At 65.2% G+C, this 12,459-nt stretch carries 10 protein-coding genes, 1 other RNA gene and 1 pseudogene; 7 read left to right on the forward strand and 5 right to left on the reverse strand.

The window, feature by feature from the left end:
* Window positions 1-29: 29 nt before the first annotated feature.
* A pseudogene (gene yecR / locus FLG15_RS12370) lies at window positions 30-352 on the reverse strand (YecR family lipoprotein).
* A 183-nt stretch (window positions 353-535) separates the two neighbouring features.
* On the opposite strand from yecR, the gene FLG15_RS12375 reads away from it, so the two are divergent.
* The 3 genes from FLG15_RS12375 (at window position 536) to FLG15_RS12385 (ending at window position 2,274) form a co-directional block, all read left to right on the forward strand.
* Window positions 536-748, forward strand: coding sequence for a helix-turn-helix domain-containing protein (locus FLG15_RS12375; RefSeq protein WP_228507970.1), 213 nt, complete (start codon window positions 536-538; stop codon window positions 746-748).
* A 174-nt stretch (window positions 749-922) separates the two neighbouring features.
* Complete coding sequence (locus tag FLG15_RS12380; RefSeq protein WP_017163762.1) at window positions 923-1,834, forward strand: ParB N-terminal domain-containing protein; 912 nt, start codon at window positions 923-925, stop codon at window positions 1,832-1,834.
* A 206-nt stretch (window positions 1,835-2,040) separates the two neighbouring features.
* Window positions 2,041-2,274, forward strand: a complete 234-nt coding sequence (locus FLG15_RS12385; protein ID WP_244664086.1) for a helix-turn-helix transcriptional regulator — start codon at window positions 2,041-2,043, stop codon at window positions 2,272-2,274.
* A gap of 223 nt (window positions 2,275-2,497) precedes the next feature.
* Here FLG15_RS12385 and FLG15_RS23485 read toward each other — a convergent pair whose 3' ends face one another.
* Window positions 2,498-2,815: a hypothetical protein gene (locus tag FLG15_RS23485; RefSeq protein ID WP_209228174.1), complete on the reverse strand. Its 318-nt coding sequence runs from the start codon at window positions 2,813-2,815 to the stop codon at window positions 2,498-2,500.
* 192 nt (window positions 2,816-3,007) lie between these two features.
* On the opposite strand from FLG15_RS23485, the gene FLG15_RS12390 reads away from it, so the two are divergent.
* The gene (locus tag FLG15_RS12390; protein WP_170922292.1) at window positions 3,008-4,114 is read left to right on the forward strand and encodes a sensor domain-containing diguanylate cyclase; all 1,107 of its coding nucleotides are present in this window, start codon (window positions 3,008-3,010) and stop codon (window positions 4,112-4,114) included.
* Between the two features lie 42 nt (window positions 4,115-4,156).
* Here the strand turns inward: FLG15_RS12390 and FLG15_RS12395 are convergent, their stop codons facing one another.
* Both FLG15_RS12395 and FLG15_RS12400 read right to left on the reverse strand, forming a co-directional pair.
* A complete protein-coding gene (locus FLG15_RS12395; protein ID WP_017156159.1) occupies window positions 4,157-4,666 on the reverse strand; it encodes a chemotaxis protein CheW in 510 nt (169 codons plus the stop codon).
* A gap of 11 nt (window positions 4,667-4,677) precedes the next feature.
* Window positions 4,678-6,336, reverse strand: a complete 1,659-nt coding sequence (locus FLG15_RS12400) for a methyl-accepting chemotaxis protein (RefSeq protein WP_150146436.1) — start codon at window positions 6,334-6,336, stop codon at window positions 4,678-4,680.
* Window positions 6,337-6,648: 312 nt separating this feature from the next.
* Between FLG15_RS12400 and FLG15_RS12405 the strand changes: the two genes are divergently transcribed.
* Window positions 6,649-7,254: a DNA-3-methyladenine glycosylase gene (locus tag FLG15_RS12405; RefSeq protein ID WP_170922345.1), complete on the forward strand. Its 606-nt coding sequence runs from the start codon at window positions 6,649-6,651 to the stop codon at window positions 7,252-7,254.
* On the opposite strand, the gene FLG15_RS12410 is transcribed toward FLG15_RS12405, so the two are convergent.
* Complete coding sequence (locus tag FLG15_RS12410) at window positions 7,194-11,588, reverse strand: DEAD/DEAH box helicase (protein WP_150146439.1); 4,395 nt, start codon at window positions 11,586-11,588, stop codon at window positions 7,194-7,196. The two genes, FLG15_RS12405 and FLG15_RS12410, sit on opposite strands and share 61 nt — an antisense overlap.
* Before the next feature lie 190 nt (window positions 11,589-11,778).
* Here FLG15_RS12410 and FLG15_RS12415 point away from each other — a divergent pair.
* A non-coding RNA gene (locus FLG15_RS12415) (sX9 sRNA) lies at window positions 11,779-11,855 on the forward strand.
* A gap of 76 nt (window positions 11,856-11,931) precedes the next feature.
* Window positions 11,932-12,312: a DUF3301 domain-containing protein gene (locus FLG15_RS12420; RefSeq protein WP_057677894.1), complete on the forward strand. Its 381-nt coding sequence runs from the start codon at window positions 11,932-11,934 to the stop codon at window positions 12,310-12,312.
* Window positions 12,313-12,459 lie beyond the last annotated feature (147 nt).

The following is a 12,459-nucleotide window of genomic DNA, read 5'->3' on the forward strand; positions in this document are numbered from 1 at the left end:
CGACCCGTGTAGGTTTCGGCGCAACAAGATTAATTACCTGGATTGCCGATGCACTGGAATTCAATCGTCACGCGCCTTGATCCGCAGTTTCCGAAGCCTCGGCGTGACAAACACTCGGCACTCTGCGATCCGAACGGCTCCGCTCCCTTATAGCCCAGTTTTTGCACTTCTGCTCGGCAAGCTGCACGGCCTGCTGCTCGCTCATGTCGGGGCGCTGAAACTCATTGCGCTCATACGAAAGCGCTACCACACCATCCGCGCGACTGGCTTTGGTCACAAGCCAATCTGCATGAGTAGCACACGCACTGAGAAGAAGCGCGGCCCCGGCAACGCTGCAAAACTTCAACTTCATCGTTGGTCACCTTGTTCTGGACTTGTTGCACTGAGCGGGCGCTCCGCGCTCAATCGAATGATAGGCCCATCTCGCCTTTAATGTCACTCATAGAGGGTGAACTCATAGGGCGTGGCCCGATAAAGGGCGCATCGGCATCGTTCTCCAATGCTGGAGGAAGCGATGCCCACCGATCCGCGCGCCATGTTCGGACTGCGACTAGCCGAAGTTAGACGAGCCCGAGGACTTTCCCAAGAACGCCTCGCACTAGAGAGCGGGCTCGCACGCAGCTACCTGGGTGGCGTCGAGCGCGGGCAACGCAACATCGCGCTCCTGAACATCTACCGCCTTGCTGATGCTTTGGGCGTTCCTCCAGCCTCACTACTGGAGCCTCCATCTCAGGAAAAGTCAACCTAAGAGCCCTTACCTAGCTCCGTTAACCACCTGATTTTTAAAGGAAGCTCATTTCGGTACCCCTATAGGACACAACGCTGTCCTAGACGCGCTTGACTTCGGCACACGGAACAGACTCACCGGCATGATGCCGACTAAGTTATGCGCGTCTCCCGCGACTCGAATAGGAGGCCAGCAATGAACTATGACGCCGCACTTGAGCGATTCAGGTGCACCCCTCAACAGCATCTACTTATCAGCTATGTTCGGCTCGCTGACGCTTTGCAGCCCAGAGTGACCCGCATAGTTCCAATTCGCGACAAGGGCCGGATCGAGCAGGGCCGCGAGCAGCACATCGCCACCCTTCGATTAGCGCTAGAAGTATCGGAACAGACACAACTTGACCCTGTGTGGATAGCGGATATCGGGCACGCAGAGTCTGTGGCCCCCGGCTTGTACCTCGTAGACGGACACCATCGCCTAACTGCCTATAGACAGGCTGGTCGAGACACAATTCCCGCGAGTATCTTGCCGATGGACTGGCATGCGGCCGTCGCCGTCTCGAAGCTGGTGAACTGCACTGGCAGATCACTCGCCCTCCACAAAGAACAATGCCGAGATGCCGCTTGGCAGTACCTTGCAATCCTGACGCAACGAGGCGCCAACGAGCTTCCAAAGGGCGAATCGTTACGCTCTATCGCAGGCCGATTCGGCATCAGCAAGAACACCGTCGGCAGCATGGTGACTTATCTGCCCCGCGTGGTCCCAACGGAGTTCAATTCACTGTCGATTGACCCCGGCACTGGCTGGCCGAGGTGGCGATACGTGCGGGAAGCCAACAGCCCATGGCAGACAAGCTTGCCCAGTACCGAGCAGCAGCAGTTAGACCGGGATGCGGAGAAGGTCGCGCGCAGTATCGTCAAGCTGGTGGATGGCTCATCCCCAGCCGTGCGCGCCAGAGCACTTGAGATGCTGGCGAACGACGAGGTGAATGCCACAGATCAACTCGCATCGGTGGATCTTCTTGCTCACTTCAGCCCACCACCATACCGCCCTGTCCCAATTGGGACACCCGCTGTCCCAGCGCAACCGGCACATCTGGACAACTGACAGCCCAAGCCTGACTTGACCGCCCTGCCGGCGGGAGAAGAAAAAAGGTTTTCGCTGCGAAATTACGCGGCAGTCACTTCAACCATCCAAGGCCCAGCCGCCCCCATGCCGCCCCCTCCAGGGAGGCTGCCCTACGGCAGGCACCACACCAACCTAAAGGCTTGCTGCAACCTCATGCAGCGGGCCTTTCTCATTTCAAGGAAGCCATGACGACTCAACCACAGACGACGCTGCCATATCATTTCATGCGCTTGCCCGAGGTCATCGCCACCGTCGGCGTGAGCAAGTCCACGCTCTATGCCTGGGCCGCTGCGGGCAAGTTCCCGAAGCCAGTACAATTCCCCGGTGGCAACATTGCGGCATGGGTCTCCACAGAAGTGGCCGCATGGATGAGTGCAGCGGTAGACGCACGCAATGGTACGCGGGGCCTAGCCGCATGAGCTTGGCGGTAACTATGGCGGTAACAGCACTCACCGCATCGGAAATACTTATTGCATTACAGCTACTTGCAGGTATTATTCGGGAGCCTTCCGCCCACCATCGAGTCAAACGCACGAGCCCTGGAGACGTCATGTTTCCGGGGCTTGCGCGTTTTTAAGGCCCGCGGGTGACCTTCGGTGCAGGCCGGTCGGTCGCCGTGGCGTGGGGATCACGTCGCGCGCGCTAAGGTCCGGCTTCACTCCACAGCGGACCCACCCCATGAGCAAGCAAGGCCAACAACCCGATGACGTCGCCGACGATGCGCACGGCGTGACCGAGAGCCAGTAAGACCGCAAGCACGACGATGCCGCCAAGCAACTCCCGGGCCAGGAAGATCTGAAGGTGCACGACGAGCAAAGCCGTCGCCCCACTGGCAAGGCTGGCCAGGGAGAGTAAGCCGTCCAACCTGCTGCCTGGCACCGGGCAGCGTTGCGGCAATGTCGATGCGGCGAACCTCCATGCGGCGAACCTCCATGCTGCATCGTCGCCGGGGCGTTCCATCCTATCCTGCAGCTGAGAACGCTGCGTCCGCGGGACCGGAATCGGGCGCCGACCAGCCACGCCGCTCCTGTGGCAAGATCAGGACAGGCGCTCGCCGATATGCCGCTGCCCTGGGAAGCAGTGCCTTGCCACGGTGGCGATCGCATCGGCCAGTGCCTCATCGCGTTAACCCCTCATCGCCTCGATGGCGCCTTGTTCCCGGTGGTGCTTTGCATGCAGATACCCGACGCCCCTGCGTTGAACCTGACCCACGCAACGTTGCTGCCAGGCGGCGTCAACGCCATGATCGGGGCGCGCCTGCCGGCCAACGAAGATGAGCGCGTCCAGGCACTGCATGCTTACCGCCTGCTGGATACCGCACCGGAGCCGAGCTACGACGCGTTCACCGCGATCGCAGCCGCGGTCTGCCGGATGCCGATGGCGCTGATCTCGCTGGTCGATACCCATCGCCAGTGGTTCAAATCCCGGCTTGGCATGCAGCAGAGCGAGACCCCGCGCGAGTTGTCGTTTTGCGCGCATGCCATTCTCGAACCCGATCAGGTGATGGAAGTCGGCGACACTCACCTGGACGAGCGGTTTGTGCGCAACGCGCTGGTGACAGGCGAGCCGCAGATCCGCTTCTATGCAGGCGCGCCGTTGTTGACCCCGGACGGCATCGCACTGGGAACCCTGTGCGTGCTGGATCGCGTTCCGCGGCGGCTCTCGGTGGCCGAGCGCGATGCGCTGCAAGCCCTGGCCAAGCAAGTCGTCAGCACCATCGAACTGCAACAGGCCGCGCGGCTGGTGGAGCTGGACGCACTGCGCGACGCGCTTACCGGGCAATGGAATCGCGCCGGGCTGGAGCACGCCTTGCACGCGCTTGCCGATGCGCCCAGCGCTGCCGCTGATGCGCCACTGGGTTTCATGCTGCTCGAACTGGATGGCTTCAAGCGGCAGAAATTGCAGGCCGGCGCGGCAGCGGCCGATGCCACCTTGCTGCAGGTCGCTACATTGCTGGAAACGCAGCTTCCGCCTGCCGCAATCGTGGCGCGCCTGGCCTGCGATCAATTCTGCGTGGCGTTGCCGGCGACCGCTGCATCTGCGGCCTTCGCCACTGCCGAAGACTTGCGCAAGGCGGTGGAAGGCGCGCGCTGGCCCACCGGTCCGTTGACGCTCAGCGCAGGTGTGGTGGAGGTGGCCACGCCAACCGCGCTCGACAGCAATACCTTGCTGGCCCGTGCGCGGCACGCGTTGCAGCAGGCGCGTGGCGATGGCCGCAACCGCGTGCACCGCTTCGACGGTTGGCAGCTGCGGGCCTGATCGACGCAGTCCGCGCCGATCGCCCTGCGGCATGGCTGTCGCTCAGGCCGCCAGTGCGTCGGTGTTTCCGGCGATCTCGTCCACCTGCAGCACTTGCTCCATCTCCAGCAGGACTACAAAGCGCTCGCCGACCTTGCCCATGCCGCGTAGCAGATCGCGGCGGATATGCGTGCCGAACGACGGCGCCGCTTCGATGTCCTGGTCGGCCAGTTCGATCACTGCATTGACCGCATCCACCAGCACGCCAATCACCTGCGTGCCCTGTGCCTGCTCGGTGGCCAGAATCACGATGCAGCTGCGTTTGCCGATCGTGCTGTCTGCGCGCCCCAGCCGCGATTGCAGGTCCACCACCGGCACCACCGCGCCGCGCAGATTGATCACCCCGCGCACGCAATCGGGCATCGACGGTACCGGCGTGGGAGCGCGGTATTGAATGATCTCGCGAATGCCGAGAATGCTGGTGGCGAAGGTTTCGCCATCCAGTTGAAAGGTCAGGTATTGCGCGGCGACATCGGCGTCGCCGGGCATCACATCAAGCGTCGGTGCGGTCATTGGTCGCTCTCTCAGAAACGCGCGAACTGGCCTTCGTCGGGACCCTCGGACATCGCATACGCCGGCGCTGCGTTGCTGCGCCAGCCACGCGTGCCCGCCGCACGCGCCGGCCGCGCGGCGACCTGCTTGCCGCGCTTGGGCGGCGCAGTCTGGGCGCCCTGCCCGCCCAGCCGGAAGAACGCCATGCTTTGCTGCAACTGTTCGGCCTGCGCGCTCATTTCCTCGGCAGTGGCGGCCAGTTCTTCGGATGCGCTGGCGTTCTGCTGGGTGGTCTGGCTCAACTGCACGACCGCCGAATTGATCTGGCTGACGCCGGAAGATTGCTCCTCGGAGGCGGCGGAAATTTCCTGCACCAGATCGGAGGTGCGCTTGATGCTGGGCACGATCGAATCCAGCAAACGGCCGGCGCGGTCGGCCAATTCCACGCTCGAACTGGCCACCTCGCCGATTTCCTGCGCGGCTACCTGGCTGCGCTCGGCCAGCTTGCGCACCTCGGCGGCGACCACGGCAAACCCCTTGCCATGCTCGCCGGCGCGCGCGGCTTCGATCGCGGCATTGAGCGCAAGCAGATTGGTCTGGTACGCGATGTCGTCGATGATGCCGATCTTCTGCGCGATCTGCTTCATCGCCTGGGTGGTGGCAACGACCGCTTCGCCACCTTCCACGGTTTCTTTCGCGGCCTGGGTAGCCATGCCGTCGGTGACGCGCGCGTTTTCGGTGTTCTGGCTGATCGATGCGGTCATCTGCTCCAGCGAGGCGCTGGTTTCTTCCACACCGGCGGCCTGTTCGCTGGCCGCCTGCGACAACGACTGCGCGGTGGCGCTGACTTCTTCGGACGCACTGGCGAGCGTTTCGGCGCTGGTGTTGACCTCGCCGACCACCTGCGACAGCTTCTGCACCATGGTGCGCATCGCTTCGAGCAATTGCGCGGTTTCGTCGCGGCCGTGCACATCGATGCGCATGGTGAGATCGCCTTCGGACAAGCCATTGGCCACCGCCACCGCGCGGCGGATCGGCCCGGTGACGCTGCGGCTGATCACCACACCGAGAATGGCACCGAGCAACACGCCGCTGCAGATGATGGCGACCAGCAGCCTGGAACTGCGCGTATGGATCGCATCGGCTTCCGCGTTGGCCGCCGCGGCGCTGCGCTCGCGCAGGCCGCTCAGGTCGGTCATCAGGTTATCCACTTCGTCCGAGCTGGCACGTACCGCGCGCGACAGCGCGGCCAGTTCCGGATTAGCCTCGCGCAGCGCTTCGCGGTTGGCGGCTTCGATGAAGCGGCCGCGCTCGTCCAGATATTTCTGCCAGGCGCGATCGAATTGCGCCAGCTTGTTCTTGCCTTCTTCGCTCTGGAAGCTCGCACGCGCACGGGTCATGTAATCGACCACCTTGGCGGTGTATTTGTCGATGTTCTGCACATGCGACTGGCGCTCTTCTGCGCTGCTGGCCAACAGCAGATTGGCGCGCGCGCGCCCTGCATAGATGAGGTTGATATTGGCTTCCTTGACGTTGGACATGCCGAGCAATTCGCGCTCGTACAACGAACTCGACAGCGCATTGATACGGCCGGAGTTGGAATAGCCCACCCACCCGATGCATGCGCCGATCGCCGAGACGATCAGGAATGCCACGATCAGTCTGGTTCCGATTCTGAAGTTGCCTAACATTGGGGAGTTCTCTCAAGAGGGATGCGTGGGCGACATGCGCTGCAGGAAGGCGATGGCGCTGCGCGTACCGCGCATGGCGATACGGCTGGTCTAACCCATCGCTAATGGCTATCGGCGACGACAAAACGCGCTTGAGATGCGTCCGGGGCCGCGGCGCCTATTCATCGAATCGAATCTGCGCTTTTGTGACAGATCACGCGCTCATCACGGGCCATATTCGGAAAAACCCTACCCCCGCCCGTGCGCTATCCAGGCCAATCCGCCGGGACATCACGTCCGCGTCGCTATGCTTTGGCCATGCCTGCAACGCCCTTGCCCCGTACGTTCTATGCCCACGACGCCCGCCAGGTCGCGCCGCAATTGCTCAACAAGGTGCTGGTCAGCGCCGACGGACGCCGCGGGCGCATCACCGAAGTGGAAGCCTATTGCGGCAGCGACGACCCGGCAGCGCACTCGTTCCGCGGCATGACGCCGCGCACGCGGGTGATGTTCGGTGCGCCCGGGCACCTGTATGTGTATTTCATCTATGGCATGCACTGGGCAATCAATGCGGTCTGCGGCGGTGCGCCCGGGCACGCGGTGCTGATCCGCGCGCTAGAACCGCTGGACGGGGTCGACCACATGCAGGCCGCGCGCGGCGCCGCGCCCGTCACCGCCTTGACCACCGGCCCAGGCCGCCTGGCGCAGGCGTTCGGCGTGACCGCCGCCGACAACGGGCTGGATCTCAGCACTGCGGCCGCGCGGCTATGGATCGAAGACGACGGCATGCCGCCTCCGTCCAACCCAGTGGCAACGCCGCGCATCGGCATCCGCAAGGCGGTCGATGCGCCCTGGCGGTGGGTGGTTGCAGATAGTCGCTATGTGTCGCGCCCGCTTCCGCGCGCGACCGGAAAAGCCACGCTGCTTGCCGGCGATTGAGCCAGCCAGCGCTCCATCGGCGATTGCTCGGCCGCGCCCGGCCCGCGCTGTAGCAGGCGCAACGCCTGCTCGGCCTGCGTGGGGGTGAGCTCCTGCAAGGCCTGGAAGCGGTCTGCCGCCCACACCGCCATCGGCAGCCCATCCAGCGAAGCGACCCGATTGCCCGGCACGCGCGTGACCCGCTCGCCCGGCAGCAGACTGCCGAGCAGATTGCTTGGGTCGCTCGCACTGATGCAGATCCACTGCTGCGGCAATGGCTGCGCGCGCACGCGGCGCAAGGCCGCAATCGCCTCCGGCAACGCAAACTGCTCGCCGGACAACCCGGCGATAAACCGCCCGCTGCGGATTTCGCCGCGCGCTTCGAGCCGTTGATACATGCGCAGCAATTCGCGCCATGGCGGCAGCCACGCGGCCTCGCATTCGAGCAGCCGCCAACACACCACGCCGTAGCGGCGCAACAACGTGCGCGCCACGTGCTCGAGCGTGTCCTGATGGCGCTGCGCGGCCTCGGCAAGCGGCAGCTCGGGCAGCGCTCGCACCGGCGCCCAGCGGCCCGCATCGCGGATGCCCAGCGCGCTGGCACGGCGACGCTGCCGCGACAGTGCCGACGGCCGCTTGGACGCCGGCACCAGCAGCGCGCGCAGGCCGGCATAGCTGTCGCAATGCGCGCGGCCGCGCATTACCAGCTCGCTCAACGCATCTTCCAGCTCGGTGTTCATCAGATGTGCCGCGTCGGCGATTTCATCGAAGAACAGCGCGCCTTGCTGCTGCAACACGTCCATGACGCGTTGCGCGCGCGAACCCAATGGCGCGTCGTCGGCATCGCGCGCCAATGCGCTCCAACGCTGCGCTTCGCGCCGTGGCAGCAGCACGATCGGCGTGCTGCGCAGTGCAGCGCCGCTGCGGCCACCGCCGGGCCGCAAGCGTGCCCATAGCGTGCGCCCGGCGGTGCACAACTCGTCCAGCCAGGCCGGTTGATAGTCGCGGATGCGCGCCGGCAATAGCTCGCTCTCCCACAGCACCGCAGGCGCCTCGAAGCCCTCGAGCTGCCCCACCACCCCGGCCAGCGCATCCGGCCCAGCCACCCGGCTGCTGCTGTCCACGTGCTGCCACTCGAACAGAAAACGCGCGTAATCGCGCTGCGATACCGGTTCGATCTCGCGGCGCAGACGCCCCAATGTGTAGCGGTGGATGCGTGCCAACAGATGGCGCTCGCACCACTCTTCGGCCTGCGCGTGCGCACTGAACTGCCCGGCCATGACATAGCCCTCGCGTTGCAGGGCCGCCAGCGCCAGCGCGATCTCTGATTCGGGCACCAGCAACGCCTGGGACAGGGCCGGCACCTGTGCCGGGCCGACCGCAGACAGGCGCCCGCGCAGCAGTTCGCGCACCGCCCAGTCGCGCTGCCAGTCGGCAACACGGCAATCGGCCGGCGCCTGCAGCGGCGGCTGCGCAGTTGCTTGCCGATACAACGGCATGAACCAGTCGATGCGCTCGGCGCTGATCCACAGCGCCGGGCTGCCGTGCAAGGCAATACAGCTGGCACGACCCGCTGCGGCCAGCGCGCCCAACCATGCCTGCCACTGCGCATCGGTGGCCTCTGCGACCGGCAGCACGCCCAGCCCCACCAGTGCCTCATGCATCTCTTCGGCATCGCGCGGCTGTGGCCAGGCCTCTTCGCGAACGGCCTCGATGGCTTGCGGATCGAGCTGGCCCAGGTCGTCGCTGCTCTGCGGCGTGTAGCGCCGACTTTGCACGGCCTGGGTGCGGCGTTCTTCCAGCGGCGCATCGTCGAGGAATGCATACGGACGCGCATTCAAGGCTTCGGCGGCCAGTGGCGACGGCGCAGCCAGGTCGCGTGCGACCAGCGTCACCGCGCCCGATTCCAGACCGCGCAATACCTGCAGCCAGCCTTCGCTATCCATGGCGTGGTGCAGGCAATCTTCCAACGTCTGCGCCACCAACGGATGGTCCGGCACCTCGCGCTCGCCGACCAGGTTCTCCGCACAGGCCACCTGGTCCGGGAATACCGTAGCGAGCAAATCTTCGGACTTCATGCGTTGCAACTGCGGCGCAACCTTGTTGCCGCCACTGAAGCGCGGCAGCGCCATCGCGTTGGTCGCGTTCCAGCGCCAGCGCACGCCGAACAGCGGTGCATCCAGCAATGCCTGGATCAATACATGCTCGGCCGAGGACGAATGCAGGTAACGGCCAACCTCTTCCAGCGCAAAGCTATGACTGGTCGACAGCGACAACACAATCGCATCTTCGGTGGCTGCCGCCTGCAATTCGAAATTGAAGGTGCGGCAAAAGCGCTTGCGCAGCGCCAGCCCCCATGCACGATTGATGCGGCTGCCGTATGGCGAATGGATGACCAGCTGGGTACCGCCGCTGGCATCGAAGAAGCGCTCCATCACCAGGCACTGCTGGGTGGGCATCGCGCCCAACGCCGTGCAAGCGCTTGCCAGATAATCCACCAGTTGCCGCGTCGCTTCGGCAGACATCTCCAGCTCGCGCTGCAGCCAGTCGCGCGCGGCTTGGTGCGGCGCGGTGTCCAGACGCGTGGCAATCTCGCCACGCAGGCGCGACACCGCCGCAGACAGTTCATCGCTGCGACCCGGCGCTTCGCCCAGCCAGAACGGAATGTTCGGCGGCGCACCCTTGGCATCTTCCACGCGCACGCGCCCGGCTTCCACGCGCAAGATGCGGTAGCTCGCGTTGCCGAGCTGGAACACATCGCCGGTGAGGCTTTCGACGGCGAAATCCTCGTTCACCGTGCCGATCTTTTCGGCTTGCGGTTCCAGCACCACGCTGTAGTCGCCGGTTTCGGGAATGGTGCCGCCGGAGGTGAGCGCCGTCATGCGCGCACCGCGCCGGGCGTGCAAGCGCCGATGCACCGCATCGCGATGCAGGTAGCCGGCGCGCGGACCGAGCCGGGTGCTGAAGCCATCGCACAACATGCGCACCACGCTGTCGAAGCTGGCACTGCTCAACCCGGCGAACGGCCACGCGCGCCGCACCAGCGCGAACAGCGCATCTTCGTCCCAGTCTTCGCAGGCGGTTTCGGCAACGATCTGCTGCGCCAGCACATCCACCGGCGCTGGCACGATGCGCAAGGCATCCAGTTCGCCGCGGCGGATGCTGTCCAGCAGCGCGGCGCATTCGACCAGTTCGTCGCGGGTTTGCGGAAACAGGCGCGCCTTGGGCGTACCGCCGACCTTGTGTCCGGAACGCCCGGCGCGTTGCAGGAAGGTGGCGATCGAGCGCGGCGAACCGAGCTGGCAGACCAGATCGACATCGCCGATATCCAGCCCCAGTTCCAGCGATGCGGTCGCCACCAACACGGTGAGGTCGCCGGCCTTGAGCCGTTGCTCGGCCAGCAGGCGCGTCTCGCGCGAAAGGCTGCCGTGATGCGCCGACACGCGCTGCTTGCCGAGCAGATCGCCCAGATGCCGCGCCGCGCGTTCGGCCATGCGCCGTGTGTTGACGAACACCAGCGTGGTGCGATGCTGCTGCGCCAGTGCGGCCACATCGGCGTACACCTGCAGCCACTGGTCGTTGGACATCACCACGCTCAGCGGCGTGGGCGGCAACGCCAGGGCCAGGTCACGCCGGCGGGTGTAGCCGATATCGACGATCTCGCACGGCGGCGGCACGCCGTCTGCGTCGACACCGACCAAAAATTGCGCCACCGTTTCGATGGGCTTCTGCGTCGCCGACAGCCCCACCCGCGTGATCGGCTGCGCGACCAGCCGCTGCAGGCGCTCCAGTGTCAGGCTCAGGTGGCTGCCACGCTTGTCCGACGCCACCGCGTGGATTTCATCGACGATCACGGTCCGAACATGCCGCAGCGACGTGCGCCCGGATGCCGACCCCAACAGCACGTACAGCGACTCCGGCGTGGTCACCAGAATATGCGGCGGCGTGCGACGCGGCTGCGCGCGCTCGCGCTGCGGGGTGTCGCCGGTACGCACCGCCGTACGAATCGGCACATCCGGCAAGCCTCCGGCGACCAGCGCCGCACGGATGCCCTGCAACGGCGCGTCCAGGTTGAGGTGGATGTCGTTGGACAAGGCCTTCAACGGCGAGACATACACCACACGGGTTTCGTCGGGCAACGCACCGCCGTTGGCCAGCCCGTCGCGGATCAACGCATCGATGGCGGCGAAGAACGCCGTCAGCGTCTTGCCCGAGCCGGTCGGCGCGGCCACCAGCGTGTGACGTCCGGCCTGGATCGCCGGCCACGCGGCGATCTGCGCCGGTGTCGGCGCAGCGAAGGTCTGCGCGAACCACGCAGCGACCACAGGATGGAAGTGTTGCAGGACAGGATGCATTGGCAATGCCCGACGCCATTGCTCATCATGACGGCAAGGCGCGCGGATGTAACTCGGCGGGAACTACCATCAATGGGGCTGCGCAGCGGTGCAGACAAGCCATGGGCCAGGCCGGTAGTGAACGATTTAGAGCGGCTGACAAAACGACTGCGCAGCCGCCAGGCGGGCGCGGCCGGTGCTCGGAATCGGCATGTCCCACTCGTACACTCCGGTTCTGAGCGCGCCGTCCACGCCCACCTGACAGCTGCTCGCTACCTTTTGTTAGCCGCTCTTAGCGCAATGGTGACGGCCTCTGCCGTCGACAAGGCGACGCCTTCGCAACGCTGCGGCGCCGGCCCGGCGATTGTCCGCCGGCCACGTGCCGTGGCACATTGACGGCATGCCCAGCCTGATTCTTTTCATGATCGCCGGCGCCGCGCTGTTCGCGTTCTGGAACTCCTCGCGTGCGGCTGCCGAACGCGCCGACATCCTCGGCCGCAATGCCTGCCGCGCGGCCGACGTGCAATGGCTGGACCAGAGCGTGCATTCCACCAATCTCCGCGTGTGCAGGATGCCCAGCGGCTGGCTGGGCTTCGAGCGCACCTTCCGTTTCGAGTATTCCTACGACGGCGTGGATCGCCATAGCGGCAAGCTGGTGCTGCGGGGCGATCAACTGATTGCCTTCACCGGGCCGCAGGTCGCGACCGTCAGGGCCTTGCACCCGGAGCATGAGCGTCTGGAGTAAGGCGCGCAGTTGCCGGTCGCACGCGCGCCGACGTCTAACGTACCTGCAACTTCACATGCCTGGGCGACAGCAACTGGCCGGCCGGTTTTCCTCTTGGATTCCGGCGGTCGTCAAACTGTCGCTACGCGCTGTCGCTGTGCGTGCACG

This window comes from Xanthomonas phaseoli pv. dieffenbachiae (assembly GCF_008639345.1).
GTDB classification, from domain to species: Bacteria; Pseudomonadota; Gammaproteobacteria; order Xanthomonadales; family Xanthomonadaceae; genus Xanthomonas; species Xanthomonas phaseoli.